Here is a 25,841-nt window from a genome sequence, read left to right as displayed (position 1 = left end):
AGGGAGGGGCGATGAGTCACGGCGAACTGATCAAGATAGGCATGGTTCTCGGACGGCGGTTGACCGACACCACCGGCCAACTGACGCATTCTTGGGCTCACCAGTATCGCAACCGGACCTCCATCGATATCCGGCGCAGTCTGGACGAGTTCTCGTTGTCCGACGAGGACGCCCACCTGCTCGACTACGCCGCCCCGATGACCGACTTCGAACTCCCGGAGAACGGTGTCCGCCCGATCCGCGGTGTTCCACTGCACGGCATCGACCTGAACGGGCGGGAACTCGAACTGTGGTCCGGGGACGTCGGCAAGGTGGGTATACGAGACCCGTCCGGTGCGGTCAAGGGAATGGCCTATCCGCACTCCGACATCACCGCGGATTTCATGGATCGCCTCGCGATCCCCGACCGGATCGGCGCCTACACCACATTCCGGTTCCTGAACAGCGGGAAGGCGGAGTACACCGGCGCCGGTGGACTACCGTGGCTCGACGGTACCGCCATCTACGTGCACGCGGAAACGGATGCCAAGAGACCGGCGTTCGTTGTGAAAGCAGAGGTCCCGACCTTCGATCCGCACGATGACCGACTCGATCTCGGTGGTACGACAGTAGAGCTCGAGCCGGAGCATTTCGCCAAGGTCGTGGCCCACGAGCGTGTCCTGCGAGATCTGGCGAACGCCGAACCCGAACGCTGCCTCGTCATGCTGGCCGGTAAAGCCGGTAGACCGGACGAGACCGTGGCTTTCCGCTTCACCGAAGCTCTGCACAGGGAGGGCTTCACCCGCGATGTCTACTTCGCCACCGGATCGCAGATCATGTGGGACCGCCAGCCGTTCCTCGCCGTCGAAGAGGCGTACGACCATGCCGGCAGGCGACTCCCCGCATGGGAGGTGTATCCCGCCACTGAGGGACGTACGGCGCAGCTGGCGCCGCTGCGCGACGACCCGGCGCCGTAACGCGGCCGGGATGTCGCCGTCGCTACCGTGAACACCGGGTAGCCGGCCGTTCGTGCCCGCCCGCGCGGCCGGGGCGCCCGGGTTCAGCCGCGCGGAGTGTGACGGCGGAGGAAGTCGTCGACCAGGGCGTTCACCGCGTCCGGTACTTCGAGGGCCACCAGGTGGGCGGCATCCTCCAGGAACGACAGCTCGGCATCGGGGATGGCGCGCGCCATCTCTTCGACCTCGGCGGGCGGGAAGGTCGCATCCTGCCGGCCGCCGACCACCAGTGTGGGCGTGGGGAGGGAGCCGGCGAGTTCGCGCTGGTCCGGACGGCGGACGACCACGCTGCGCACCGCGTGCGCCGCCGACCCGATATCGTTGGCGCGCACCGTGCGCCGCACCTGCTCGACCACCTGCGGCCGGCTCCGCATCGTCTCCGGGCCCAGGAACGCGGCGAGTGCGGCGTGCACGAGCGGCCCCCGGAATCCACCCAGCACGCGCGCGAGCGCGAGCAGGGCGCCGTATTCGAGGCGCTGCCGCGGCCCGGCCGGCGAGGCGGTGCCGTTCATCAGCACGGCGGTCAGCACGCGTTCGGGATAGCGCGCGGCGAAGGTGGTGCCGATCATGGCGCCCCAGGAATTACCCACGATGTGCGCGCGGTCGATCTCGAGCGTGTCGAGGATCCGGAGCAGGGCTTGGGCGCATTCCCCGAAGGTGAACGGCCGGTCCAGCGGGGTGCTCGCGCCGTGGCCCGGCGGGTCGATGGCGACGGTGGTGAACCGCGGGGAGAAGTAGGCGACCTGGCCGTCCCAGAGCGCGTGGTCCATCAGCAGACTCGGCCACAGCAGCATCGCCGGCCCGGTCCCGGTGATTCGGACGTGGAGCGTGCCCAGTCCGGTGGGGATGTCCCGGTCCGCCTCGCTCACTTCGACTCTCCCGTCCCGACGGGCAGCTGATACGGCATCCGCTCGCCGACCACCCGGAGGTGCTGTTCGCTCGGGAGACAGCAGCGGCCGCTCTCGACATCGTGCACCAGATCGCGGTAGATGAGCTGTAACTCCGCGAGGCGGGTCCATTCGAAGTGCATGAGCTCACCGGCCGGGTCGTCGTGGCGCAGCAGATGGAACGCGCGAGCGGCACCGGCGGCGATCACATCGATGAGTTCACCGAGGGTGCGTTCGTAGACGCGTATACCCGCGGTCGGCGCGGGCAGATGCCGCGAACTCCAGGCGTCGATCTCGGCGATCAGCGTCCGCCGGCGCGATTGCAGCCGGATTCCGGCGAGCCCCGCTTCGAGCCGATAGGACTCCGACAGGGCCGACGCGAGGCTGCACACCGGCCCGTCGGCGCGCCGGCCGCCGACCGCGTACAGCAACTCGGTGGCCGTGGGCAGGCACGATGTGCCCGAGCCGGGCTGTGGTCGCACGATCACCCCCTCCTCGGGATGATGCGCGGCGGGCGCCGCACGGCGGTGGGGGAACTTCCTACGCAGCCGTGGACCGACGAGCATCCAATTCCGGACGCGCGATACAGCTGAACGTGCATTGGCGAGTCGTACTTTCGCGATGAATTCGGTGTGGAATGAACCGGCGGGGGTTCGAGGGAGATTCAGCGGCCGGCCCATCGGGCTTTCACCGGCATCGTGTCTCTCCACCGCACAACATCTCGAACTCCGATCGGTGCCGGAATCCCCAGTGGCATCGCACGAACGAGGAAGCGCGTCGCGTGCCCGATCGGACCTGGCACTGCCATCGTAAGGCGACCCGGCGGCGTCGCCTATGGGCCGGCGTCATGAAACATCGGCGCGCTCTCGTGCGGCGCGCACAAACGGGATCGGGCCCCTGACCGGCCGGGCCGGGCTCGGCGCCGACGGCCGGAAACATAGCGTATGACCATTCGTTTTATTTGCCGCCGTTCACGGGAAAGGGGGTAGGCAGTACGCGCCGAGGTCGGCGCCGCAGTGCCGCCGGACCCAGTGCGCCAACCGGCCGGGGGCCTCCAGGTGTGCCGCGTGGCCGGCGCCGGAGAGGACCCGCCACTCGATACCGAAGGCCGCGGCCAGATCGCGGACGGATCGGTGCCGGGCCGGGGATGAATACTGGCCCACGGTCAGCGTGATCCGGTCCGCCGACCGGCCCACCGGCCCGGGTTCGAACGCGCGGAACATTTACTGCACCGGGCTGCGGCGAGCGCGGTCCGTGGCCTCAGCCCGGGGTCGCTTCGGCGTCCATATCGGCGAGCAACTCCTCGTCCCGCGAGATGTGCTCGTCCATCAGATAGCCCGCCTGCACGGGTGACCCGTTGAGGTTCGCCTGCGCAATCGCCGCGTGATCACTCCTCCTGATCAGGAAGTGTGCTCCCCGCGCACGCGGGGATGAGCGCGGGCTGAAAACGATGCGCGCCCAAACCATCGAGTGTCCCCGCACAGGCGGGGACGAGCTCCGGACCAAATTCCGACGCACCCAACTGCCAGGCATGGACCTCGGAGGGCGCGATGAACCTGTCTGATCACCCCGCGTGGACCGTGACTCCGCCAGTTGGAAATACGGGCTCAGCGCAGGCGTGTCCCGGCGCTTTGGGCTCGGGCCGGGGTCATCCGGTGAAGGCGACCACGATGGCTGCGATTCCGAAAGCGATATCCAGCACCATGCAGAACTCCGTGAAGGATCGGGGGACCACGTCTTTGCGGCGCCAATGGCGGTAGTCCCACAGCGCATGGGCCGTCAGCGCGATACCGGCCAGGGCGCAGCCCAGGCGTGGTGACACCAGAACGGCGATCACTGCTATCCCGCCGAATCCGACCACGGCGAGACTCTGGGCGGTGAGCACCGATGTCGGGGCCTTGCGTACGAGGCCGATGACGAGCAGGAGAGCCGCAAAGCCGGCAAGTCCTATCCACCATCGGACGCCGGCCACCTCGCTCAGCACGACCACCATCGAGCCGCCCAGCACTGTCGCCCAAGCGGTCCATGGCCGGCCGAATACTGCACCGACCAGGTAGCAACTTGCCGCCAGGGAGACAGTGATGGCCACCGCCTCAGCGGCGATCCCGGTCACCATCTGGAATGTGGCGACCGCCAACCCCAGCGCGATGGGCCAGTAGCTCAGTAACCTGCGATGGACGGGAGCCGGTTCCGTCTGAATGTTCGTGTCACGCATGGGACTCGTCTTCTCGGGATGGCAAGAAAATCCTGTGGGCGGATGGGGGGTGGGGAGCGTTCGAGTAGAGCGGCCGCTCCGCTTCCAGCCCGCTGGCCGGGTGCGTCACCGATCTCGAAGCCCGGTCGGACTATCAGGAACGGAAATTGAAATCCATCCCGATATGGGTGTAGTAGACAAGCACCGCTGTGGCGAGCCAACCTGCGCCGGAGACGAACAAGGTGATCCCACTGACCGCCATAGCCGCCCGATTACGGGTGTAGAAGACCAAGGGAACCAGCAGGCAGGCTACCGCCGGTAATGCGTACAACAGGCAGAGAGCGACGCTCAGAAAATCTTTCACCGGACCCGTGCCGAAAAAAGGTTCCTGCGGCGGAGCTGTTGCGAAAACATCGTATCGGAAAGCGGCGATGGTACAGGCCGCGAGCACCAGCCCCATGGCGAACGCGATCCACACGACCGGCCGCAGAAGGGCGAGCAGGTAAGAGCCGAATTCGTTGTTGCCGTCATCCTTTTGGCGCAGCTCCAGCAGCGCATTCCCGTTACGCCGGAGAAAGACTGCGCCGGCTATCAAAAGCACCCCGAAAAGCAGGAGCGGTTCCCCGAACATGAAGTTCTTGAAGCGCTCCGGCGACTGCAGCGGCCAGGTGAGGGTCATATGACCGCCGAGTACTGTCAGGATTCCACCGAGGGCGGCGAACGAAAACGCCCAACCATCCAAGGTCGGCAGACCTTCTTGCTTGTACAGGTGATATCCCAGAGTGCAGAGCAGAAGCATGCCGAGACCGGCCGCGACACCCATGAGGGTCGTATATGTGATCATTACCGCTCCTGAGCCGACCAGCGCTCGAACAGCTGCTCGGAGTTGGCCAATCGTAGGATGAGCCTCCTGCACTGTCAATGCTTCTCGGTAGCTCGTCAATTCACGTGACAGCGGTATCGAGGTGGCGTAACCGGCAACGTCGGTGAGTGGCTGTACCGGTCGGGTGAACAGAGTTGTACGTGACTTGCCGGCACGGTACCGGCCCGGGTTCGACCTCCGCGCACGCGGGGATGGATGTGTCCCGGCGAGGAGAGGACTCAGCTGGTGGAGGCGGTGGCGAACGGGGTGCCGGTGGCCGCGACGGGCCGGTCGACCGGCCGGCGCCACAGGCCCTTCTTCTCCAGGATCGGCAGCACACCTTCGCCGAACCAGTACGCCTCCTCGACGTGCGGGTAGCCGGACAGGATGAAGTGGGTGAGCCCCAGCCGCGAGTACTCGACGAGTCGTTCGGCGACCTCTTCGTGCGAGCCGACCAGTGCGGTGCCCGCCCCGCCGCGGACCAGGCCGACGCCCGCCCACAGGTTGGGCGCGATCTCCAGGCGGTCGGTGCGGCCGCCGTGCAGTTCGAGCATGCGGCGCTGGCCCTCGGATTCGCTCTTCGCCAGGTTGGCCTGCACGCGCTCGATATCGGCCGGATCGATGCCCTGGAGCAGTCGGTCGGCTTCGGCCCAGGCGGCCTCGGAGGTGTCACGGGTGATGACGTGCAGGCGGATGCCGTAGTCGAGGGTGCGGTGGCGTTCGGCGGCGAGGCCGCGGATCCATTCCAGTTTCATGCCGACCGCGACCAGTGGTTCACCCCAGGTCAGGTAGGTGTCGGCGTATTGGGCGGCGACGGGGCCCGCGGCGGCGGAGGAGCCGCCGAAGAAGACCGGGGGTACCGGGTCGGGGTGGTTGTTGAGCAGGGCGTTCCGGACCTGCAGGTGTTTGCCCTCGAAGCTGATCGGTTCCCGCGACTCCCACAGTTCGCGCACGATGTGCAGGAATTCGCCGGTGCGCTCGTAGCGCTGCTCCTTGTCCAGGAAATCGCCGAACGCCTGCTGTTCGTGGGGTTCGCCGCCGGTGACCACGTTGAGCAGCAGCCGGCCCCGGGAATGCCGCTGGTAGGTGCCGGCCATCTGCGCGGCCAGTGTCGGGCTCACCAGGCCGGGGCGGAACGCCACCAGGAATTTCAGGGTCTCGGTGGTCTCCACCAGCATGGCGGTGGCCAGCCAGGCGTCCTCGCACCAGGCGCCGGTCGGGGTGAGGACCGCCTCGAAGCCGTTCTCCTCGGCGGCGCCCGCGATCTGGTTCAAGTAGCGCAGCGAGGCGGGGCGGTCGCCGGACATGGACGTGCCGTGACCACCGGCCATCAGACCGCGGGAATCGCCGTAGGTGGGTAGGAACCAGTGGAACGACAGACTCACCGGAAATCTCCTCGAGGGGCTCTGGAGCGGACAGTGCGGTGGCCGAGCTCCTCGCCGGGCCGATCTGTGATCCTGACCGACCACGGGCGCGGTGTCACCGGTTGGAATCGACGGGATTTTTTGCCGCGGGTGTTTCGAATCCGGCTGCGTGTAACCGGTGAGGGGGAGTACGGGGTCGGCGATCGTGGATTGATGACCACCAAACGTGGCGTGCAAGCCTGGTCCCTCAGCGCCAGGACAGCGCATCGACATCGGACTGACTCGAACACGCGCGGTCTTTGTCGGAGGCCAGCGTTACTGTGCGTCCGTGCAGATTCGGTACAACTTCCGTGTCTACCCGACGCCAGGCCAGCGGATCGCGTTGGCGCAGGCGTTCGGTTGCGCGCGGGTGGTGTACAACGACAACCTCCGCGTCCGCGAGGAAGCGTATGCGGCCGGAAAGAAGTTGTCGGATACCGAGATACAACGCCTGGTGGTGACCGAAGCCAAGCGCACACCGGGGCGAGCCTGGTTGGTCGGGGTTTCCTCGGTCGTTCTGGTGCAAGCCTGCCAGGACGCGCGCAGTGCGTACCGGAACTGGTTCGACTCGATGGCGGGGAAACGCCAAGGTCCCAAACTGGGCAAGCCGCGATTGCGGTCCCGCAAGGACCATCGACAGGCGGTTCGGCTCACCCGCAATGGATTCTCGTTGCGCCCGGACCGGAGGCTGTATGTGGCCAAGGTTGGGGAGATGAAGCTTGCGTGGTCGCGGGACCTTCCGGCCGAGCCGTCGTCGGTCACGGTGATCAAGGATGCGGCAGGCCGGTATTTCGCATCGTTCGTGGTGCAGGTCGGCGACCGGGCGTTGCCGGAAGTCGATGCCGAAGTCGGTATAGACCTGGGGTTGTCGACGTTCGCGGTGCTGTCGGATGGCAAGACGATCGCTTCGCCTCGGTTCCTGCGGCAGGCCGAACGCAAGCTGAAGAAGGTTCAGCGGGCACTGTCCCGCAAGGCCAAAGGTTCCAAGAATCGGGCGAAGGCCCGGGTCCGGGTCGCGCGGGCTCATGCCCGGGTAGCCGATACGCGCCGGGATTGGGCGCACAAGCAGTCCACGGCGATCATCCGCGAGAACCAAGCGGTGTTCGTGGAGGACTTGAGCGTGAGAGGTCTCGCGCGGACGCGCCTCGCGAAGTCGGTGCACGACGCCGGGTGGGGCATGTTCATCCGCATGCTGGAGGAGAAGGCGCTGCGGTACGGCCGCGGCTTCGTCAAGGTGGATCGGTTCTTCCCGTCCTCGCAATTGTGTTCGGTGTGTGGAGTTGTCGATGGGCCGAAACCGCTGTCGGTTCGGGAATGGACCTGCGCCTGTGGTGCGGTGCACGATCGAGACCTGAACGCTGCCAACAATATTCTCGCCGCCGGACGGGCGGAGAGGTCAAACGCCTGCGGAGGGGCGGTAAGTCCGGCCGCGTAGCGGAAGGCACATCCCGATGAAACAGGAACCCACTGAGATGCCGCGCAGCGGCATGGTAGGAACCCCGGCCGTTCACAGCCGGGAGGACGTCAATTCCACCGCACAACCTGTCTCCGATACCGATCTGGACGCGGTGTTCGCGCCGATCTACGCCGATATCGCGGCGGGCGCGGTCGAGCGCGAGATCGACCGCCGGCTCGCCCACGACGAAGTGCGCCGGTTACGCGCGGCGCGGTTCGGCGCGCTGCGGGTGCCGGTCGAATACGGCGGGTACGGCGTGAGCGTGCGCCAGCTGTTCCGGCAACTGATCGAGCTGGCCGCCGCCGAGTCGAACCTGCCGCAGGCGCTGCGTGTGCATTTCGTGTTCGCCGAGGACCAGTTGCTCGCCGAGGCGGGTCCGGCGCGCGCGGAGTGGTTGCGCAAGATCTCGCAGGGGACGCTGGTCGGGAATGCGATCACCGAGCCCGGTGTGGGCGCGGTGGACCGGTATCGGACCCGGCTGACCCGGTCCGGGGACGGCTGGCTGCTCAACGGGACGAAGTACTACAGCACCGGATCGCTGTACGCCGACCACATCCTGGTCGCCGCCGACCGGGACGGCGAACGGGTCGGTGTGCTGGTGGACGCCGAGGCCCCGGGGGTGCGTCAGCACGACGACTGGGACGGTTTCGGGCAGCGGCTGACCGCCAGCGGTACCACCGAGTTCACCGATGTCGCGATCGCGCCGGACCGGGTCCTGGGCCCCGGCTACGGGGACGCGGGTGCCACCTACTCGACCTCCTACCTGCAGTTGTTCCAGCTCGCCGTGCTGGCCGGTATCGCGCAGCGGGCCGAACGCGACACCCGCGAATGGGTGGCCGCGCGCCGCCGCGGCTACACCCATTCCGCGGCCGATCTGCCCCGCCACGATCCGCTGGTGCAGCAGGTGATCGGCCGGCTGTCGGCCGCGGCGTTCGGCGCCCGCGCCAGTGTGCTGGCGGTCGCCGATGTGCTCGACAAGGTGCTCGCCGTCGGAGCCACCGAGGAGCAAGGTCTGATCGACGCCGAACTGGCGGCGGCCCAGGCGCAGCTCGGGGTGATCGATACCGTGCTGGCCGCCACGACGCAGCTGTTCGAGGTGGGCGGCGCGTCCATCACCTCGGAGGGGCTGCGGCTGGACCGGCACTGGCGCAACGCGCGCACCATCTCGGTGCACAATCCGGCCATCCAGAAGGCCCGGGCCATCGGGGACCACCTGCTGAACGGCACTGCGCTGCCGTTTGCCTGGAGCGCGGGGGAGCGCAAGCCGGAAGGGGCGGTGTGATGGCCCGGCGGATCCGGTTCAACGCCTTCGATATGAACTGTGTCGCCCACCAGTCTCCCGGACTGTGGCGGCATCCCGACGATCAATCGCACCGGTACAAGGAGCTCGGCTACTGGACGGAGTTGGCCGGGCTCCTGGAGCGTGGGCGGTTCGACGGCCTGTTCATCGCCGATGTGCTCGGCACCTACGACGTCTACGGCGGCGACGATCGCGCGGCGCTGCGCAACGGCGCCCAGATCCCGGTGGCCGATCCGCTGCTGCTGGTCTCGGCGATGGCGGCGGTGACCGAACATCTCGGCTTCGGGATCACCACCGGCACCGGGTTCGAACATCCGTATCCGTTCGCCCGCCGGCTGTCCACCCTGGACCATCTGACCGGCGGCCGGATCGGCTGGAATGTCGTCACCGGGTATCTGCCCTCGGCCGCGCGGAATTTCGGGGCCGAGGATCAGCTCGACCACGACGACCGTTACGACCAGGCCGACGAATATCTGGAAGTGCTCTACAAACTGTGGGAGGGGTCCTGGGAGGACGACGCGGTCGTCCGCGATCCCGCGCGCAATATCTATGTCGACCCGGCGAAGGTGCACCATATCGGTCACTCCGGGCGGCACTACACGGTCCCCGGCGTGCACCTGTCCGAGCCGTCGCCGCAGCGGACGCCGGTGATCTTCCAGGCGGGCGCCTCACCGCGCGGGGTGCGGTTCGCCGCCGAGAACGCCGAGGCGATCTTCGTCGCCGCCCCGTCGAAACGAGTACTCGCGCAGACGGTGTCCGGTATCCGGGCGGCGCTGGAGGCGGCGGGCCGTGACCGCCACGCCGCCCGGATCTACGCGCTGGCCACCATCGTCACCGATGCCACCGACGACGCCGCGCGCCGCAAACACGAGGAGTACCTGTCCTACGCCAGTGTCGAGGGCGGACTGGTGTTCATGTCGGGCTGGATGGGGATCGACCTGTCCCGCTACGACCTCGACGACCCGATCGGCGAGGTGCAGAGCAACGCGATCCGCTCGGCGGTGGCGGCGTTCCAGGAGTTCGACGATGACGGCCGGGAATGGACGGTCCGCGATATCGGGCGCTGGGCCGGGATCGGCGGGATCGGGCCGGTGTTCGTCGGCTCCGGCGCGACGGTGGCCGACCGGCTGCAGGAATGGGTGGACGACACCGATGTGGACGGGTTCAATCTCGCCTACGCCGTCACGCCCGGGACCTTCGAGGACATCGTCCGGTATGTGATCCCGGTGCTGACCGAACGCGGCGTCTATCCCACCGAGTACGTGCCGGGGACGCTGCGCAACGCGCTGTTCGAACGCGGGGACCGGCTCCCACCCGAGCATCGGGGCGCACGCTATCGGCTGGGTGGTCCCGGTTCCACCGTGCTGCCGGACGAGGTATCGCGCAATATCGCCGGCGAACTGATCACCTAGTCCGTGGCGGCCGGAACCGCGCGGCGCCCGCCGTGGTCTGTCCGAGCGTGAGCATCGCTTGGGCGACCTCGCCGACCGCCACATCGGGGATCGCACCGGCGGCCTCTTCGAGGACGAGCAGCCGTGCCCCGGGGATCTCGCGCGCGATCGCCTCGCCGTTGCCGACAGGGAAGAACCGGTCGCGGCGGCCGTGGACGACGAGCGTGGGGACCTCGATCTCGGGCAGGCGCTCGCGCCAGCGGGGTGTGCAGTCGAGCCTGGAGAACAGCATGCCCATCTGGTTGGCCATCTGGACCGGGGGTGTGGTGCCGGGTGTGCGGTCCCAGATGCGTGCCGCGAGTGTGCGCGCGGTGCCGGGGTCGTCGCCGCGGATCTCCGCACCGGCGGCGGCGAATTCCGCCACCGCCTCGCGGTCGGCCCAGTCGGGCATCGGATGCGCGAACAGCCTGCTCATCGTGGCCTGATCGTGGTCGGGGAGGTCATCGTCGGGCGGACCAGGGGCGACCGCGCGGGTGCCGACGAGGGTGAGCGCCGAGAACGCGCCCGGATGGTCGAGCACGGCTACCTGGGCGACCATCCCGCCGACGCCGATCCCCGCGAGGTGCGCAGGCCCCCCGCCGAGCGCGTCGGCAAGGGCGGCGGCGTCGGCGGCGAGGTCGCGCAGGGTGTAGGCGGGTGCCTCCGGGTCCGTCGTCGTCGACTCCCCGCTGTCGCGCAGGTCGTAGCGCACCACACGGTGCCCGCCGGCGGCGAGACGCTCGCAGAGCGCGTCGGGCCAGGAGAGCATCGTCGTCCCGCCCGCGAGCAGAACGAGTGGCGCGTCGTCGTCACCGAACGACTCGATGCCCAAGGTGATTTCATCGAGGTCGACGGTGGTCATTGTGGCGGCGAATCCGTCCCGGCGACGAACGCGCTGTCAGCGATGATTCGGGTCATACAAGGGCAGACCCGATCCGCTTCCCGAATTCATCGCCCACGCGTGAAAAGTGTGGCGAATGCGCACTCGGCCGCACGACGCATTCGCGGCCGGTGCGGGCTCACCACACCGGACCGGCCGACCGGAACTCGGCCATGGACATACCGCGGCGCCGCCGGACGAGATTGCGCAGCGTACCGCCGTTCAGATAGCCGACCTTCGCCGCCACGGTGTCCACCGTGAGCGCCGTCGTGCGCAACAGGTGCGCGGCCCGTTCGAGCCGGATATCGTCCACGAAATCGCGCGGTGATCTGCCGAGTTCGGCCTGGGTGGCGCGTTGCAGGCTGCGTTCGGTGACGCCGAGTTCGGCGGCGGCCCGGGAAATCCGGAATCCTTCCCCGATGTGTTCGCGGACCCATCGCTCGAAACCGGAGGTGAGCGAATGGCCGGCGGCGATCACCTCGGGGACGGCGAAGTCGGCCTGGGTCCGGCGGTTTCCGTCGGCCAGGTACCGGCCGGCGAGGTCGGCGAGCGCGGGACTGCGCGCGTGCACGAAGGACAGTGCCAGATCCAGATGTGACAGCGATGCGCCCGCCGTGGTCACCCGCTCGCCGCGGCACAGTGTCGCGCTCTCGTCCAGCTCGACCTCGGGGTAGCGCCGGCGGAAGGTCGGGCCCAGCCACCAGCTGGTAGTCGCGCGGCACCCGTTCAGTACTCCGGCCTCGGCCAGGAGGAAGGTACCCGTACACGCGGCGCCGAGCCGGGCGCCGGTGGCGTGCATACCTCTGATCCGATCCAGCACAGCGGCGTTCTCGGGTGCGGAGACCAGTTGGATCAGGGCCTCGGCCTCGAGCGCGCTGACCGCGGGTATCAGGAGCAGATCGGGGTCGTCGGCGAGTTCGCCGAGCGGGACCGTGGGCACGGTGTGGCCGTGTCCGGAGCGGATCTCGGTACCCAGCGAAGCGACGCGGACCCGCCATGGTTCCGGCGGTGCGTCGAGGGTCGTGCGCATCGCGTTCGCCGTGGCGAAGGTTTCGAGCAGGGCGGCGAAGCCGAAATCGGCGATACCGTCCACGACGAATATGGTGACGTCCATGTCGGGAATAGTACGAAAAATGTCGTTTCCGACACTCCTCTTCGGGATGAATCGGGCCTACGCTTTCGCGATGAAGAGACCGCACCGGTCCGGCCGGTCGGTTTACTCACCACTCGACGTCCAGCGCGACACCCATCCCGGAGTGAACATGCCCGTCCTCGCCACCCGTGGCCCCCACCACATCCGCCTCACGGTCACCGACATCGATCGGTCCCGCGACTTCTACCGTGATGTGCTCGGGTTCGACATCGTCGCCGAATCCCCCGGACGCCCGGACGATCCGGAGGTGCGCACCGATCCGCACCGGCTGTACGGCGGCTGCGTCTTCCAGGCCGGCGCCCTACTGCTGGGGTTGCGCCCGGTCGCGCCCGCCGGGGATTCGTTCGACTCCGAGCGCGTCGGCCTGGACCATCTGAGCTTCGGGGTGGACTCCCGGCAGGACCTCGTCACCGCGGCCGAACGACTGGCGGCCGCGGGTATCGAGCACGGTGAGGTCATCGAGATGGACCAGTTCGGCATCGCGATCCTGTCGTTCGACGACCCCGACGGGATCCATCTCGAACTCACGGCTCCCCTGTGATGCCGGTGCTGCACCACCCGCGCGTCCGCCCGACAGTACTCGGCTCCTGCGATCATCGCGTGGGCGCCGGGCCCGCACCCGGGCGTGCCGCCGACCGGGAACCGTGGCGCGAGCTGTCCGGGGCCGAGTGCGCGGTCGCGCTCCTCGCCGCCGCGGGATGGACCGACCGGGCCATTGCCGCCCGCCGGGGCACCTCGGTGCGCACCACCGAGGCGCAATTGGCCTCCGTACTGCGCAAACTGGTGATCGGCTCGCGGTACGACATCGCCCCTTTCGTCCCCGACCACCTCGTCGCGCAGGTGCGGCAGGAAGCCGAGGGCGGAACGCCGCGCCGACGGCGCCTGCACCGCCGGGCGCAGGAGCGGGTCCGGCGGTAGGACCGCTGCCGGCGTTCGCCGATCAGGGCCCGGACAGCGACCGCACGAACACCTCGGCGACCGATTCGAGTCCGCGCCGATCGGTCTCGTCGAACCGCGCGACGCGCGGACTGTCGAGATCGAGCACACCGACCAGCTCACCGGCGCCGATCAGCGGCACGACGATCTCCGCCCGGCTGTCGGCGTCGCAGGCGATATGGCCGGGGTAGGCGTGCACATCGGGGACCAGCTGGGTGCGGCGGGTGTGAGCGGCGGTACCGCACACACCCGCGCCGAGCGCGATCCGCACGCAGGCCGGTTTGCCCTGGAAGGGCCCGACGACGAGCTCGCGGCCGTCGTAGAAGTAGAAACCGGCCCAGTTCACCTCGGGCAGACTGTGGTAGATCAGCGCACTCAGATTGGCGGCGTTCGCGATCCGGTCGGCTTCACCGGACAGCAGGGCGGCGGCCTGCGCGGTGAGCAGCCGGTACCCCTCGGCGCGGTCGCCGGTCAGCGGGACGAGGTCGAAGGTCATGTACCGGATGGTAGAGCGGCCCGGCCCGGGCCGTTTCCGCGGAAACCGTCGATGGTGTCACGAAAAGCGCTGCGATGCGGGGCTGTTCGGCATCAACTCGCGGTGAGTGTAATAGTGCAGCTCGGCCGCTGTGATCGTGACCATGGCGCTATGACAACACAGCAGACCTCCCACCGTAAGGCCGCCGTGATCGGGGCCGGGCAGACCGGCGTGACCGCGGCGCTCGGCCTGCTCGACGCCGGATTCACGGTCACCGTCTACAGCGACAAGGACCAGCGTGACCTGCGCGACAAGGTGCCGGCCACCGGTACCGCCCTGATCTTCGGTGAGGCCCAGGCCGCCGAAGCGGCGCTCGGGCTGCCCACCTACCTCGACCGCGCACCACTGCACAGCGGCCTCACGGTCCGTGTCGCCGGGGGCGGTGCGGAACTGATCGCCTTCGACGGCGCGTTCGACGGGTTCCACGGTCTCGCCGTCGACACCCGGCTCAAGGCCGACGAACGGCTCACCACCTTCCTGGAACGCGGCGGCCGGTTCGTCGTCGACCCGGTGACACCCGAACGGCTCGACCAGATCGCCGCCGACAACGATCTCACCCTGGTCGCGACCGGCCGGGGCGGGCTGTCCCAGCTGTTCGCGGTGGACGAGACCCGGACCGTGTACGACGCGCCCCAGCGCAGCCTGCTGACCGTCACCGTGACCGGTCTCCCGCACGACGAGTCGGTGTTCGCCCACCGCAGCCCGGCCGGCGGTGGCCGCAGCGGGTTCTCCATCGTCGCCGAGGAAGGCGAGGCCTGGTGGGGGCCGTACCTGCACAAGGACGCCGGGCCGACCTGGGCGTTCCTGGGCTGGGCACGGCCGGGCGGCGACTGGGAGAAGCGGTTCGCGGCCGCCGATTCGGCGGAATCGGCGCACCGGATCGTCACCGGCCTCTACCGCGACTACCTCGACTGGGACCTGCCGGAGGTGCTCGCCACGAAGGCGCTTTCCGAGGATCCGCATTCCTGGCTCAGGGGCGCGGTGCGGCCGCTGTTCCGGCGCGGGGTCGGGCACACCGCGGGCGGGCATCCGGTGGCGGCGCTGGGCGATACCGCCGTGGCCTACGACCCGATCGCCGGGCAGGGGGCGCAGAGTGGGCTCATCCAGGCACAACGCCTGGTCGCCGCGGCGGCCGCACACGACGGCGCCTTCGACGATGCCTGGATCACCGCGCAGTACGAGGCATTCCTCGACGCCCGCGCCGAGGACGCCGCCAAGGTCACCCGGCTGTTCCTCAGCGACCCCGAGTTCGCCGAGATCGGCGGCCAGTTCTTCAGCGCGGCCGCGGCCGACCACCGCTTCGCCTCGGCACTCGTGGGCACACTGCACCGCCCGCAAGCGGCGCGTCCGGTGAACTCGGTGGCGGACGCGCACCGGCTCATCGCCCAGGTCACCGGGGAGGAGGCGACCGAGGTGCTGGGCCGGTTCCGGCCCGCCGGACGATTCAGCAGGTCGCAGTACAACGGAGCCGCAGCCACCGCCTGACCGGCCCACCGACCCCGGCGACTCGCCGGCCCCGCGGTCGCCGGGCCGCCGGGCCGCGAGCCCGGGTACCGGACATGGGTCGCCGGTACTCGGGTGCGGGTCCACGGGGCCGTCCCCGCCGCCGGGTACGGGCGCACCTGTGGGATAGGTTCCCGCCGATTCAAAACCTCGTCCGCCCACAACCGCGCTGGTGAACTGGACTCGCGCCGGTGCCGGGTTGCCGTGCCCGGCGTCCGGACCACAGATGCCGACAGCGAGCAGCGGGAGCAGCGACCAGGCGATACCTCCACTGTCGGTGCGGCCTTCGCGGACCGCACGTACCAGCTCCAGGAGGTGCGATATCTCCGCCTTCGCTGCGGCCTCCGCGAACCGTATGAAACAGCCCGAGGAGGCTCCTTTGAGTACTGAGAAGATCAGCGACCAGGTTCGGTTCGCCTATTGGGTCCCCAATGTCAGCGGTGGTCTGGTGACCAGTGAGATCGAACAGCGCACCGGCTGGGATTTCGAGTACAACAAGAAACTCGCCCGGACCGCCGAACGCAACGGCTTCGAATACGCGCTCTCCCAGGTCCGCTACACCGCCTCCTACGGCGCCGAGTACCAGCACGAATCCACCTCGTTCAGCCTGGCGTTGCTCGGCGCCACCGAACGGCTGAAGGTGATCGCCGCGGTCCATCCCGGTCTGTGGCATCCCGCCGTACTCGCCAAATTCGGTGCCACCGCCGACCATCTGTCCGGCGGGCGATTCGCCATCAATGTGGTCTCGGGCTGGTTCGCGGGGGAGTTCACCGCACTCGGGGAGCCGTGGCTCGAACACGACGAGCGCTACCGGCGCAGCGCGGAGTTCCTGGAAGTGATCCGCAAGATCTGGACCGAGGACAACGTGAACTACGGCGGCGACTTCTACCGCATCCGCGATTTCACGCTCGAGCCCAAACCGCTCAACACCCCCGAACGCCCGAACCCCGAACTGTTCCAGGGCGGTAACTCCAGCGCGGCCCGCCGCAACGGCGGACGCCACGCGGACTGGTACTTCTCCAACGGCAAGGACTTCGACGGCGTCACCGAGCAGCTCGACGATCTGCGGGCGGTCGCCCGCGCCCACGACCGCGAAGTGAAGTTCGGGCTGAACGGATTCATCATCGCCCGCGATACCGAGCGCGAGGCCCACGACACCCTCCGCGAGATCATCGACAAGGCCGACAAGCCCGCGGTCGAGGGCTTCCGGGACGCCGTGCAGCAGGCCGGCGCCGCCACCCGGGACGGCAAGGGGATGTGGGCGGATTCGAGCTTCGAGGATCTGGTCCAGTACAACGACGGGTTCCGCACCAAGCTCATCGGGACGCCCGAACAGGTCGCCGAACGGATCGTCGCCTACCGCGAACTGGGCGTGGACCTCATCCTGGGCGGATTCCTGCATTTCCAGGAGGAGATCGAGTACTTCGGGGCCAAAGTGCTGCCGCTGGTCCGCGAACTCGAGGCCGCGCGACGCCCCGCCGCGGTGGCGGGGCGATGACCGCCGTCGGGGCCGCCCGGATCGCCTCGGCCGGGCAGGCGCGCGCCGTCGCCGCGGAACTGGCGGCCGAATTCGCGGTGGGCGCCGCGGACCGCGACCGGGAACGCGCCCTGCCCTTCGCCGAAGTGCGCAAACTCGCGGCCACCGGGCTGCTGGCGGTGACCGTGCCCGCGGACCTGGGCGGCGCCGATCTGCCGCCCGGCGCAGTCGCGGAGGTGGTGCGGCTGCTCGCGGTCGCCGATCCGAATATCGCGCAGATTCCACACAGTCACTTCGTCTATGTGAACCTGCTGAAATTGGCCGGGTCCGCCGACCAGCAGCGGCGCTACCTGGGTGGCGTCCTGGACGGCGCCCAGATCGCGAACGCCCAGTCCGAACGCGGCGGCGCGACCGTCGCCGATATCGCCACCACCGTGCGCCCGCTCGCGGGCGGGCAGCAGTTCCGGATCGACGGGGTCAAGTACTACTGCACCGGTTCCCTGTTCGCCGACTTCCTGGCCGTTCTCACCAGGCTGGACGATCCCGAGGGTGCTGCCGGGCTGCCGGGCGGCCAGTACGTCGCGTTCCTGCCCGCCGACACCCCGGGCGTGCGGATCGTCGACGACTGGAACGGATTCGGTCAGCGCACCACCGGCAGCGGCACGGTGTCGTTCGAGAATGTGATGGTCGAGCGCGATCAGCTGGTGGCCCGGACCGCCGCCGTGGACCGGCCCACCGCCTACGGCGCCTCCGCGCAGCTGCTGCACGCGGCGATCGACGCGGGTATCGCCCGCGGTGCGCTCACCACCGCCGCCGGCTTCGCCCGGGAGAAGAGCCGGCCCTGGTTCGAGGCGCAGGTGAGCCGGGCGATCGACGATCCGCTGCTCATCCAGCGGTTCGGCGAACTGGCCGTCGCGGTCGCCGCGGCCGAGGCCGGGCTGGCGGCCGCCGGTGCGGCGGTGGACGCCGCACTGGGTGCGCCGGAACGGGTCGCCGAGGCCTCGCTCGCCGTCGCCACGGCCAAGATCCTGGCCGACCGCGCGGCCACCGAGGTGTCCGGCGCCCTGTTCGAGGTGAGCGGTACCCGCAGCGCGGCCGACGACCTCAACCTGCACCATTTCTGGCGCAATGCCCGGACCCACACCCTGCACGACCCGGTCCGCTGGAAATACCAGCACCTCGGCCGAGCCCTGCTACACGGCAGTCCGCCGCCGCTGCACGGCGTGATCTAGCCGGACGCCGGCCCGGCGGGACAGTGCTCCCCGCCGGGGCGGCCGATGGTGGCCGAATGTGGGTCGGCGACCATCCTCGTCCGGTCGGGAAGGGAGCGGCGGCGGTGCTATCGCGATCGTCCGGCAGTGCCGGCCGGTCAGCGGGACGCCGTCGCGCCCTCCGGATGCACCGGATGTTTCCCCTCCGCGAACTCCTCCACGATCTTCGCGCAGAACGCGGGCAGATCGCCGGGGTTGCGGCTGGACACCAGTCCGCGGTCGTTCACCACTTCCTCGTCGACGACATTGCCGCCGGCATTGCGGATATCGGTCCGGACGCTCGGATAGGACGTGAGGGTGCGGCCCCGCACCACATCGGCCTCCACCAGCGTCCACGGGCCGTGACAAATGACGCCGACCGGTTTGCCGGTGGCGAAGAAATTCCGGACGAAGGCCACCGCCGACTCGTCCTGCCGGAGTTTGTCGGGGTTGGTGGTACCGCCCGGCAGGATCAGCGCGTCGAATTCGTCGGGGCTGCATTCGCCGACGACCCGGTCCACGTCGAAGGTGTCGCCCTTCTCCACATCGTGGTTCATGGCCTGGATCTGCCCGGGTTTCAGCGACAGCAGCGCGGTGCTCGCCCCGGCGTCCTCGACCGCGGAGCGTGGCTGTACGAGCTCCACCTGCTCCACCCCGTCGGCGGCGAGAACAGCGACTCGTCGCCCTGTCAGATTGTGCTGCCGGCCCATGCCTGCTCCTTCCGTATACGCGGATTGCGGTCTGTCCCGCGGCCTACCCGGGCCCATCGCGGCGAAACGTGGCGTCCACCCTCGTCCAGTGGGATCGGGCACGCCCGGACCGGTGGCTGATTCGACCGCGGACGACCGGGTAGTCGGCCCGTGTCCGGCGAACGAGAAGAAAGGCATTCGACGATGAACGTCCCCATCAAGAGCACCCTCGACCCGGAACAGCAACACGTCACCGGTGAGGCCTTGCGCGCCACTGTCGTCGATCTCATCGATTTGTCGCTGATCGCCAAGCAGGCCCACTGGAACGTCCTCGGCCGTAACTTTCGCTCCGTCCACCTCGCGCTGGACGAGCTGGTGACCGCGGCCCGTGAGTTCACCGACGACGCCGCCGAACGCGCGACCTCCATCGGGGTCAGCCCGGACGGCCGTGCCGCGACCGTCGCCAAAGAGGCCGGCGGGCTCGAGTTCCCCGACGGCTGGCAGCAGGACACCGATGTCATCGAGGCCATCGTCAAGAACCTCGGCAAGGTCATCGGCCGCCTGCGTGAGCGCATCGACATCACCGAGAAAGCAGATCCGGTGACCCAGGATCTGTTCATCACGATCGCGGCCCGGCTCGAACAGTTGCACTGGATGTGGCAGGCTCAGCTCTCCTCCGCCTGATACGTCGTCCCGCGCTCGCGCGGCCCCGTAGGCACAGTGCCGAATCGGGCGGGAGTACGAGGAGGAGTGCGAGTGGTTCGGGTTTCCGGATCGCCGTACGGGCTGAGTACCGGCCCGGACGGCGCCCTGTGGTTCACCATGGCGGCCGAGGGCGCCCTCGGCCGATATCTCGACGGTGAGGTCCGGACCTTCCCGCTCGACCCCTCCGACGGACAGCCGACGGTGATCGTGCCGGGACCCGGCGACGCCATGTGGTTCACCGAATTCCGCGGTGACCGGATCGGCCGCATCGCTGGGGAAGGCGATGCGACGTGGTTCCCGGCGCGATCCCCGTACGGCATCACCGCGGGTCCGGACGGCGCCGTGTGGTTCACCGAATTGCAGACCGACGCCATCGGGCGGCTGACCATGGACGGTGAGCTGACCCGGTTCGCCGTGTCGGGAATGCCCTCGATGATCACCACCGGCCCGGACGGGGCGCTGTGGTACACCCTCAACCAGGGCAATGCGATCGGCCGGATCGAGCCCGGCGACGGCGCCACGGCCGTGTACCCGCTGCCGACCGAAGGTGCCATGCCGGTCGGTATCACCGCGGGCCCCGACGACGCGCTGTGGTTCGTCGAGATCGGGGGCGGACAGGTCGGCCGGATCGGGACCGACGGCACGATCACCGAGTTCCCGCTCCCGGACCGCGCGGCCCGGCCCCATGCCATCGTCACGGGCCCGGACGGGGCGCTGTGGTTCACCGAATGGGCAGCGACGCGGCTCGGCCGCATCACCACCGACGGCGTGATCACCGAAACCGAACTGCGCGGTGCCGAACCGCACGGGGTAGCGGTCGGACCGGACGGTGCGCTGTGGGTGGCCATGGAATCGGGCAGCCTCGAGCGCGTCGTGGTGTGACGGGGGATCCCCCACTCGGCGCGGTGCTCGCTGCGCCGAGCGGGAGATCCCGGGCTCAGTCGCCTACGGCGACCTCGCGCAGGCGGCCGCCGGCCAAGCGCAGCCGGCGCTGCACTCCGATCTCGGCGAGGAACCGCTCGTCGTGGCTGACGACCACGAACGCGCCCCGGTAGGCCTCGAGCGCGCTCTCGAGTTGCCCGACACTGACCAGGTCGAGGTTGTTGGTCGGTTCGTCCAGCAGCAGCAACTGCGGTGCCGGCTCCGCGAACAGCACGCAGGCCAGGGTGGCGCGCAGCCGTTCACCGCCGGACAGCGCGCCCACCGGCAGATCGACCCGGGCACCACGGAACAGGAACCGCGCCAGCAGATTCAGCCGCTGCGGCGTGGGCAGATTCGGCGCGAAGGCGGCCAGGTTCTCGGCGACGGTGCGATCCAGGTGGAGCAGGTCCAGCCGCTGCGACAGATAGGCGACCCGGCCCTCCGCCCGGGTGACCGAACCACTCTCCGGCGCAAGATCGCCGTGCACTATCCGCAGCAGGGTGGATTTCCCCGCACCGTTCGGCCCGGTCAGCGCGATCCTCTCCGGCCCGCGGATGGTCAGATCCGCGCCGTCACCGGCGAAGACCTCCTGTTCGCCGAAGCGGTGGCGGATCCCTTCCCCGGCGAATACGGTGCGCCCGGCCGGGACATCGGTGTCCGGTAGCTGCAGGGAGATCCGCTGCTCCGGGCGCAGCGCGCGCTCGGCCGAATCGAGCCGGTTCTTCGCGGCGTCGACCCGGGCGGCATGGGTTTCGTTCGCCCGCCCGGCCGACTCCTGCGCATTGCGTTTCATGGTGCCGGCGAAGATTTTCGGCAGCCCTGCGTTACCCAGATTCCGGGCCGCGTTGCTCGCCCGCCGGGCGGCGCGCTCCCGGGCCTGCTGGAGCTCCCGCTTCTCGCGTTTGACCTCCTGTTCGGCATTGCGGATGTTCTTCGCCGCGACCTCGCGCTCGGCGCGGATCGACTCCTCGTACTCGGTGAAATCGCCGCCGTAGAAGCGGATCTCACCGGCGTGCAATTCGGCGATGCGATCCATCCGGTCCAGCAGGGCCCGGTCGTGGCTCACCAGCAGCAGACAGCCTTTCCAGTCGGCCAGCAGATCGTAGAGCCGATGCCGGGCCGCGAGATCCAAGTTGTTCGTCGGCTCGTCGAGCAGCAGTACATCGGGTCGCCGCAGCAGCTGCGCCGCCAGACCCAGCGACACCACCTGACCGCCGCTGAGGGTGCGCAACCGCCTGGTCAGCGTCAGCTCGCCCAGACCGAGGCGCTCCAGCTGGGCCCGGGTGCGTTCCTCGATATCCCAGTCGGCGCCGATGGTGGTGAAATGCTCTTCGGCGGTGTCACCGGACTCGACGGCGTTCAGCGCGGCCAGGACCGGTGCGATACCCAGGGTTTCGGCGACCGTCATCTCGCCGGTGAGCGGCAGGGTCTGCGGCAGGTAACCGAGTACGCCGTCGACGGACACACCCCCGGCAGTGGGTTTCAGCTCACCCGCGAGCAAGCGGAGCAGTGTGCTCTTACCCGCACCATTGGGTGCGACCAGACCGGTGCGGCCGCCGGGCACGCTGAAGGACAGATCGGTGAACACCGCGGTGTCGTCCGGCCAGGAGAACGACAGGTTCGAACAGACGATGAAAGATTCGGACATGTAGGAGAGACCTCGGTTGTCGTTCGGGCGCGTCACGCTGCCCCGAATAAGGAAAAGTGAACGACGGAACGGCCACTACAGCGGCGCCCGATGCGCCCTACTGGTGGCCGTCAGAGCCGGGTGGCTCCGGAGATGTCGAGTTCACCAACCATGATCGATCTCTCTGTGGTCGAGGATTCCCTGTTCACGATAGCAGTCCGCGCACCGCGGCCGGTGCGGCCGGTAGGTACGGTGCCGGGTTCGGCCGGTCGGGACGCGGACGAAACGGAACCGTTTCAGGCGCGTGGTGCGGGATGAGGCTCGATAGCGCCGGGGGCGGGAGGTACGTTGCACTGTATTCCACAGCGCTGCTCACCCGGCGCGGTTCCGCCCTGGTCCTCGCAACCGGCGGTCTGACAGTTGGGGTCGCGGGTGTTCGGATCCATCGCCAAGGGCTCGGCGTAGTACGACCACGCGAAGGCATCGGAATTCGAGAGGGCGGAGCAGTAGACCGCGGTGCCGTCCGCGAGATGTCCGACCTCACCGGGTTCCGCGCAGTAACCGTGCAGTTCCACCTGTGGATTCGGGCCGTCGGCCACCTGGGACGCCGGGGTCCCCGGGACAGCGGCCGCCGGGGCGGCGACTGCGAAGAAGAGGGCGAAGGCCCCGACGATCGCGCCGAGAAGTCGAGGGCCCCGGCCACGCGCTCGTGGACTCATGGTTCGCTTCCGTTCTGTCGCGTCCCCCGCTCATGCGATCTATTCGATCGTATCCATCACCGCAGGTGGGCGGCAATGGTCGCGGTGGGCGACCCGGGGCCGGGCGACGTGGCGGAGCCGGAATCGTGCTGCGACCGTAATCGGGCCGGCCCCGTTCGGCCGTACGTGCCGGAGCCGATGGCCCTACCACCACTTGCCGAGCGGATGCGGTGGCCGACCGTCGCCGTGGAACGTCGGCCGTGGCCTCCGACGCGTGCCGAGATCTCGATTCGGACACAGTGGCCGGCGCCCGGATACCAACTTCCTCTGCGCGCGGCCGAGCGCCGCCCCATCGGCCCGACGCCGGGCGCCGACCGACGCCGGGCCCGGTGGAGACCTCAGCTGCCGCGGCCGGCCGATCCGGAGGCCCGGGAGGCGGGTTGCCCTACTTCCGCCAGGTCACCGCCGGATGTCATGGGTTCGGCTGTGCCGGACTGGTCGGTCCCGGCCCGGCCGAGGCGGGCCAGGGCAACGGCTGAGAGGGCTCCGATCAGGGACAGCCCGATCCAGACCAGCACCTCGGCATCCGCCGCCCGCGCGGCGCCGAATACGGCGCCGGTCGCGAGGTTGCCGATCAGGATGCCGATCCCGACCACACTGTTGTAGAAGCCGTAGTAGGTGCCCACCAGGCGGTCCCCGGCCAGCGTGACGACCGTGTCCATCTCGAACGGGAACACCGCGGCGGTCCCGACGGCCAGCAGGGCCGCCGAGGCCAGCAGGGCGGCCACCGCGGCCCAGGTGCCGAACCGAGACGGGACGGGAACCAGGGCGAGCGGTAGGAAGGCGCCGGCCAGGATCGTCATCCCCGCGACCAGGGCGCGTCCGGTGCCCCAGCGCTTTCGGAACCAGGCGGTGATCCGCAATTGGCCGGCCACCGCGATCACCCCGGAGATCACGAACAGCGCGGAGACCAGTAGCTGCGCGCCGTCTCCGGCGAGCATCTCCGCCTGCAGCGGGAGCGCGAGATACATCTGGAAGGACAGGATGTAGGAACCGATCATCGCCACGGAGAACGCCACGAACCGCCGGTTGCGCAGCACACCCGCCCACGCCGTCCGCACCGGAACCCGGGTGTGTGCGGGGAGTTCGGGTCCGGCGGGCAGCGCCAGCAGCTGGGCCACGGTCAGCACGGCGAACACCAGGGCGGCCGCGGTCGCGACCACCCGGAAATCGAGTGTCAGCAGCGCGACCCCGACCAGCGGGCCCGCGAGGATTCCGGCCTGGTAGAAGATATTGAACAGCGCGAAGGCCTCCACCCGGCGCGACCCGGATTCGGCGGCGAGGTAGGCGCGGACCGCCGGATTGAACAGTGCCCCGGCGAATCCGGTGGCGGCCGAGGCGATCAGCAGCGCGGGCAGCCCGGTGGCGAACACCAGCAGTGCGAAACCGCCCGTGCGCAGCAGACACCCGGCCACGATCAGGGGTTTGTACCCCAGCCGGTCGGCCAGGGTCCCGCCGATCAGGAACATGCCCTGCTGGGAGAAATTACGCACCCCCAGCACGAGTCCCACCGCCCACGCGGCGAGCCCGAGGGGACCCGCCAGATATCCGGCCAGGAACGGCATCAGCATGTAGAAGCCTAGGTTGATACCGAACTGGTTGATCATCAGCAGCCGCACCGGGGTGTCGAAGCTGCGGAAGGTGGCGAGAGTGTTCATCCGCGGGCTCCTTCGAACGCGGTGCGTCCGCGCGGATCCACCACGCTCGCGCAGCGGGTCCAGGACCGGAACTCCGCCTCGAACGGGGAGGACACCGTAGCCGGCCCGGTCGGTGGGGCCACGCCGAGCAGACCGTGTGCGCGGCAGTACTCGTCGCTGAACACAGTGTCGAAATAGCGTTGCGGACCGTCCGGGAAGATCGCGGCGACCTGGACGTCCGTATCGAACTGTCCGGCTGCCCAGCCCGCGACCAGCGCCACCGCGCCGACACTCCAGCCGCCGGTGGCGTGATGGGTGGTGGCCAGGGTCCGGCAGGCCCACACCGCTTCGGCCGGGGCGACCCAGTGGACTTCGTCGAACGCGGCGTAGTCGACATTGGCGGGGTAGATGCTGGATCCGAGCCCGCGCATGAGCCGCGGGCCTGCCGGTTGCCCGAAGATGGTGGAGGAGACGGTGTCCACGCCGATGAGTTTCAGGTTCGGCTCGAACCGGCGCAGCACCCGCGCCACTCCGGCGGAATGACCGCCGGTGCCCACCGCGCAGACGAGCACGTCCACGCCACCCAGCTGTTCGATCAGTTCCACGCCCAGCGATTCGTACCCGGCCACATTGTCGGGATTGTTGTACTGGTCCGGGCACCAGGCCGAAGGCTCCGCGGCCAGTATCCGCGCCGCTCGGTCGCGGCGGGCCTGCTGCCAGCCGCCGACCGGGTCCGGCGCGGGCACCACATCGACGGTGGCGCCGTAAGCCGTCAGCAACTGTTCCACGATCGGCTCCAGACCGGGGTCGGTGACCAGAGTGACCGGGTGGCGGTAGGCCACTCCGGCCAGTGCCAGACCCAGTCCGAGGGTGCCGCTGGTGGATTCCACGATCCGCGCACCCGGCGTGAGATCGCCGCGTTCCCGGGCGCGCCGCACCATGTGCAGGGCGGGCCGGTCCTTCATCCCGCCGGGATTGCTGCCCTCGAGTTTGGCCCAGAATCCGTGCCCGGCGGGAGCCAGCGGGGCGCCCACCCACAACACCGGCGTGTTCCCGACGAGGGCCGGAGGCGTCAGGGCGGTGCCGGGCGTCGAAACGGTTCCGGCGGCGGTCGGCTCCGCCCGTTCGGGCAGGACCACGTTGTTCATGACTGTCGCTTTCTGTATCGGGTCCCCGCGGACCCGGAGGCGGATGGTCGGCAGCGGACTCCGGCCGGCCCCATCGGGGCCGTCCGGGGGCGCCC

At 69.1% G+C, this 25,841-nt stretch carries 26 protein-coding genes; 11 read left to right on the top strand and 15 right to left on the bottom strand.

The genetic code is table 11. The features are described from left to right. Window positions 1–11: 11 nt before the first annotated feature. Complete coding sequence (locus tag ACLML9_RS11110; protein ID WP_411945438.1) at window positions 12–956, top strand: hypothetical protein; 945 nt, start codon at window positions 12–14, stop codon at window positions 954–956. Window positions 957–1,039: 83 nt separating this feature from the next. Here ACLML9_RS11110 and ACLML9_RS11105 read toward each other — a convergent pair whose 3' ends face one another. From ACLML9_RS11105 to ACLML9_RS11075, 7 genes are all read right to left on the bottom strand, one after another. Next, entirely contained in the window at window positions 1,040–1,864 is an 825-nt protein-coding gene (locus tag ACLML9_RS11105) for an alpha/beta fold hydrolase (protein WP_411945437.1), read from the bottom strand. After that, window positions 1,861–2,370, bottom strand: a complete 510-nt coding sequence (locus tag ACLML9_RS11100; RefSeq protein WP_411945436.1) for a hypothetical protein — start codon at window positions 2,368–2,370, stop codon at window positions 1,861–1,863. The genes ACLML9_RS11105 and ACLML9_RS11100 overlap by 4 nt, the downstream gene beginning before the upstream one ends. 483 nt (window positions 2,371–2,853) lie before the next feature. Beyond that, complete coding sequence (locus ACLML9_RS11095; protein WP_411945435.1) at window positions 2,854–3,105, bottom strand: hypothetical protein; 252 nt, start codon at window positions 3,103–3,105, stop codon at window positions 2,854–2,856. 37 nt (window positions 3,106–3,142) lie between these two features. Then, a complete protein-coding gene (locus tag ACLML9_RS11090; RefSeq protein ID WP_411945434.1) occupies window positions 3,143–3,349 on the bottom strand; it encodes a hypothetical protein in 207 nt (68 codons plus the stop codon). A gap of 181 nt (window positions 3,350–3,530) precedes the next feature. Continuing rightward, complete coding sequence (locus ACLML9_RS11085) at window positions 3,531–4,097, bottom strand: hypothetical protein (protein ID WP_411945433.1); 567 nt, start codon at window positions 4,095–4,097, stop codon at window positions 3,531–3,533. 133 nt (window positions 4,098–4,230) lie between these two features. Continuing rightward, complete coding sequence (locus tag ACLML9_RS11080; protein WP_411945432.1) at window positions 4,231–4,920, bottom strand: DUF981 family protein; 690 nt, start codon at window positions 4,918–4,920, stop codon at window positions 4,231–4,233. A gap of 257 nt (window positions 4,921–5,177) precedes the next feature. Further along, window positions 5,178–6,323 (bottom strand): LLM class flavin-dependent oxidoreductase, encoded by a 1,146-nt coding sequence (locus ACLML9_RS11075; RefSeq protein ID WP_411945431.1) that lies wholly within the window; start codon window positions 6,321–6,323, stop codon window positions 5,178–5,180. Window positions 6,324–6,528: 205 nt separating this feature from the next. Between ACLML9_RS11075 and ACLML9_RS11070 the strand changes: the two genes are divergently transcribed. Genes ACLML9_RS11070 through ACLML9_RS11060 form a run of 3 tightly spaced genes read left to right on the top strand, consistent with a single transcriptional unit; the run spans window position 6,529 to window position 10,509 of the window. Continuing rightward, window positions 6,529–7,776, top strand: coding sequence for an RNA-guided endonuclease InsQ/TnpB family protein (locus tag ACLML9_RS11070; protein WP_411945430.1), 1,248 nt, complete (start codon window positions 6,529–6,531; stop codon window positions 7,774–7,776). 52 nt (window positions 7,777–7,828) lie between these two features. Beyond that, entirely contained in the window at window positions 7,829–9,079 is a 1,251-nt protein-coding gene (locus ACLML9_RS11065; RefSeq protein ID WP_411945429.1) for an acyl-CoA dehydrogenase family protein, read from the top strand. Continuing rightward, a complete protein-coding gene (locus tag ACLML9_RS11060) occupies window positions 9,079–10,509 on the top strand; it encodes an LLM class flavin-dependent oxidoreductase (RefSeq protein WP_411945428.1) in 1,431 nt (476 codons plus the stop codon). Before ACLML9_RS11065 ends, ACLML9_RS11060 begins: the two co-directional genes overlap by 1 nt. On the opposite strand, the gene ACLML9_RS11055 is transcribed toward ACLML9_RS11060, so the two are convergent. Next, entirely contained in the window at window positions 10,502–11,389 is an 888-nt protein-coding gene (locus tag ACLML9_RS11055; protein WP_411945427.1) for an alpha/beta fold hydrolase, read from the bottom strand. The two genes, ACLML9_RS11060 and ACLML9_RS11055, sit on opposite strands and share 8 nt — an antisense overlap. Before the next feature lie 157 nt (window positions 11,390–11,546). Next, window positions 11,547–12,521 carry a GlxA family transcriptional regulator gene (locus ACLML9_RS11050; protein WP_411945426.1) on the bottom strand — a complete coding sequence of 325 codons (975 nt, stop codon included), beginning with the start codon at window positions 12,519–12,521 and terminating at the stop codon, window positions 11,547–11,549. 70 nt (window positions 12,522–12,591) lie between these two features. On the opposite strand from ACLML9_RS11050, the gene ACLML9_RS11045 reads away from it, so the two are divergent. Both ACLML9_RS11045 and ACLML9_RS11040 read left to right on the top strand, forming a co-directional pair. Beyond that, window positions 12,592–13,101, top strand: a complete 510-nt coding sequence (locus tag ACLML9_RS11045) for a VOC family protein (RefSeq protein ID WP_411945425.1) — start codon at window positions 12,592–12,594, stop codon at window positions 13,099–13,101. Between the two features lie 59 nt (window positions 13,102–13,160). After that, entirely contained in the window at window positions 13,161–13,478 is a 318-nt protein-coding gene (locus tag ACLML9_RS11040; RefSeq protein WP_411945424.1) for a helix-turn-helix domain-containing protein, read from the top strand. 22 nt (window positions 13,479–13,500) lie between these two features. Here ACLML9_RS11040 and ACLML9_RS11035 read toward each other — a convergent pair whose 3' ends face one another. Then, window positions 13,501–13,992, bottom strand: coding sequence for a GAF domain-containing protein (locus ACLML9_RS11035; RefSeq protein WP_411945423.1), 492 nt, complete (start codon window positions 13,990–13,992; stop codon window positions 13,501–13,503). 150 nt (window positions 13,993–14,142) lie between these two features. Between ACLML9_RS11035 and ACLML9_RS11030 the strand changes: the two genes are divergently transcribed. The 3 genes from ACLML9_RS11030 (at window position 14,143) to ACLML9_RS11020 (ending at window position 18,243) form a co-directional block, all read left to right on the top strand. After that, complete coding sequence (locus tag ACLML9_RS11030; RefSeq protein ID WP_411945422.1) at window positions 14,143–15,516, top strand: styrene monooxygenase/indole monooxygenase family protein; 1,374 nt, start codon at window positions 14,143–14,145, stop codon at window positions 15,514–15,516. Window positions 15,517–15,913: 397 nt separating this feature from the next. After that, the gene (gene sfnG, locus ACLML9_RS11025) at window positions 15,914–17,032 is read left to right on the top strand and encodes a dimethylsulfone monooxygenase SfnG (protein ID WP_411945421.1); all 1,119 of its coding nucleotides are present in this window, start codon (window positions 15,914–15,916) and stop codon (window positions 17,030–17,032) included. Further along, window positions 17,029–18,243, top strand: coding sequence for an SfnB family sulfur acquisition oxidoreductase (locus tag ACLML9_RS11020; protein WP_411945420.1), 1,215 nt, complete (start codon window positions 17,029–17,031; stop codon window positions 18,241–18,243). Before sfnG ends, ACLML9_RS11020 begins: the two co-directional genes overlap by 4 nt. Window positions 18,244–18,380: 137 nt before the next feature. Here the strand turns inward: ACLML9_RS11020 and ACLML9_RS11015 are convergent, their stop codons facing one another. After that, on the bottom strand, window positions 18,381–18,971 hold the full coding sequence (locus ACLML9_RS11015) for a type 1 glutamine amidotransferase domain-containing protein (RefSeq protein ID WP_265802269.1): 591 nt from the start codon (window positions 18,969–18,971) through the stop codon (window positions 18,381–18,383). A gap of 183 nt (window positions 18,972–19,154) precedes the next feature. On the opposite strand from ACLML9_RS11015, the gene ACLML9_RS11010 reads away from it, so the two are divergent. Both ACLML9_RS11010 and ACLML9_RS11005 read left to right on the top strand, forming a co-directional pair. After that, entirely contained in the window at window positions 19,155–19,634 is a 480-nt protein-coding gene (locus ACLML9_RS11010) for a Dps family protein (protein ID WP_411945419.1), read from the top strand. Window positions 19,635–19,700: 66 nt separating this feature from the next. Continuing rightward, a complete protein-coding gene (locus ACLML9_RS11005; RefSeq protein ID WP_411945418.1) occupies window positions 19,701–20,537 on the top strand; it encodes a virginiamycin B lyase in 837 nt (278 codons plus the stop codon). A 55-nt stretch (window positions 20,538–20,592) separates the two neighbouring features. Here the strand turns inward: ACLML9_RS11005 and ACLML9_RS11000 are convergent, their stop codons facing one another. The 4 genes from ACLML9_RS11000 to ACLML9_RS10985 form a co-directional block, all read right to left on the bottom strand. Next, window positions 20,593–22,224: an ABC-F family ATP-binding cassette domain-containing protein gene (locus ACLML9_RS11000; protein WP_411945417.1), complete on the bottom strand. Its 1,632-nt coding sequence runs from the start codon at window positions 22,222–22,224 to the stop codon at window positions 20,593–20,595. A 275-nt stretch (window positions 22,225–22,499) separates the two neighbouring features. Continuing rightward, window positions 22,500–22,922: a hypothetical protein gene (locus tag ACLML9_RS10995; RefSeq protein WP_411945416.1), complete on the bottom strand. Its 423-nt coding sequence runs from the start codon at window positions 22,920–22,922 to the stop codon at window positions 22,500–22,502. 377 nt (window positions 22,923–23,299) lie between these two features. Further along, entirely contained in the window at window positions 23,300–24,619 is a 1,320-nt protein-coding gene (locus ACLML9_RS10990) for an MFS transporter (protein ID WP_411945415.1), read from the bottom strand. After that, complete coding sequence (locus tag ACLML9_RS10985; protein ID WP_411945448.1) at window positions 24,616–25,746, bottom strand: PLP-dependent cysteine synthase family protein; 1,131 nt, start codon at window positions 25,744–25,746, stop codon at window positions 24,616–24,618. The genes ACLML9_RS10990 and ACLML9_RS10985 overlap by 4 nt, the downstream gene beginning before the upstream one ends. Between the last annotated feature and the right edge of the window lie 95 nt (window positions 25,747–25,841).

Origin of the sequence: Nocardia sp. NPDC002869 (assembly GCF_046764065.1) — a bacterium.
Classification (GTDB): Bacteria; Actinomycetota; Actinomycetes; order Mycobacteriales; family Mycobacteriaceae; genus Nocardia; species Nocardia rhamnosiphila.
The sequence above is the reverse complement of the archived record's forward strand: the minus strand, read 5'-3'. Positions and strand labels throughout refer to the sequence as shown.

What these genes read in the sequence shown, in the direction of transcription:
- ACLML9_RS11110 (WP_411945438.1), top strand. Translation starts at nt 12, where the DNA reads ATGAGTCACGGCGAACTGATCAAGATAGGCATGGTTCTCGGACGGCGG.
- ACLML9_RS11095 (WP_411945435.1), bottom strand. Translation starts at nt 3,105, where the DNA reads ATGTTCCGCGCGTTCGAACCCGGGCCGGTGGGCCGGTCGGCGGACCGG.
- ACLML9_RS11090 (WP_411945434.1), bottom strand. Translation starts at nt 3,349, where the DNA reads ATGGTTTGGGCGCGCATCGTTTTCAGCCCGCGCTCATCCCCGCGTGCG.
- ACLML9_RS11085 (WP_411945433.1), bottom strand. Translation starts at nt 4,097, where the DNA reads ATGCGTGACACGAACATTCAGACGGAACCGGCTCCCGTCCATCGCAGG.
- ACLML9_RS11080 (WP_411945432.1), bottom strand. Translation starts at nt 4,920, where the DNA reads ATGATCACATATACGACCCTCATGGGTGTCGCGGCCGGTCTCGGCATG.
- ACLML9_RS11065 (WP_411945429.1), top strand. Translation starts at nt 7,829, where the DNA reads ATGGTAGGAACCCCGGCCGTTCACAGCCGGGAGGACGTCAATTCCACC.
- ACLML9_RS11060 (WP_411945428.1), top strand. Translation starts at nt 9,079, where the DNA reads ATGGCCCGGCGGATCCGGTTCAACGCCTTCGATATGAACTGTGTCGCC.
- ACLML9_RS11055 (WP_411945427.1), bottom strand. Translation starts at nt 11,389, where the DNA reads ATGACCACCGTCGACCTCGATGAAATCACCTTGGGCATCGAGTCGTTC.
- ACLML9_RS11050 (WP_411945426.1), bottom strand. Translation starts at nt 12,521, where the DNA reads ATGGACGTCACCATATTCGTCGTGGACGGTATCGCCGATTTCGGCTTC.
- ACLML9_RS11045 (WP_411945425.1), top strand. Translation starts at nt 12,592, where the DNA reads ATGAAGAGACCGCACCGGTCCGGCCGGTCGGTTTACTCACCACTCGAC.
- ACLML9_RS11035 (WP_411945423.1), bottom strand. Translation starts at nt 13,992, where the DNA reads ATGACCTTCGACCTCGTCCCGCTGACCGGCGACCGCGCCGAGGGGTAC.
- ACLML9_RS11030 (WP_411945422.1), top strand. Translation starts at nt 14,143, where the DNA reads ATGACAACACAGCAGACCTCCCACCGTAAGGCCGCCGTGATCGGGGCC.
- ACLML9_RS11020 (WP_411945420.1), top strand. Translation starts at nt 17,029, where the DNA reads ATGACCGCCGTCGGGGCCGCCCGGATCGCCTCGGCCGGGCAGGCGCGC.
- ACLML9_RS11015 (WP_265802269.1), bottom strand. Translation starts at nt 18,971, where the DNA reads ATGGGCCGGCAGCACAATCTGACAGGGCGACGAGTCGCTGTTCTCGCC.
- ACLML9_RS11010 (WP_411945419.1), top strand. Translation starts at nt 19,155, where the DNA reads ATGAACGTCCCCATCAAGAGCACCCTCGACCCGGAACAGCAACACGTC.
- ACLML9_RS11000 (WP_411945417.1), bottom strand. Translation starts at nt 22,224, where the DNA reads ATGTCCGAATCTTTCATCGTCTGTTCGAACCTGTCGTTCTCCTGGCCG.
- ACLML9_RS10995 (WP_411945416.1), bottom strand. Translation starts at nt 22,922, where the DNA reads ATGAGTCCACGAGCGCGTGGCCGGGGCCCTCGACTTCTCGGCGCGATC.
- ACLML9_RS10990 (WP_411945415.1), bottom strand. Translation starts at nt 24,619, where the DNA reads ATGAACACTCTCGCCACCTTCCGCAGCTTCGACACCCCGGTGCGGCTG.
- ACLML9_RS10985 (WP_411945448.1), bottom strand. Translation starts at nt 25,746, where the DNA reads ATGAACAACGTGGTCCTGCCCGAACGGGCGGAGCCGACCGCCGCCGGA.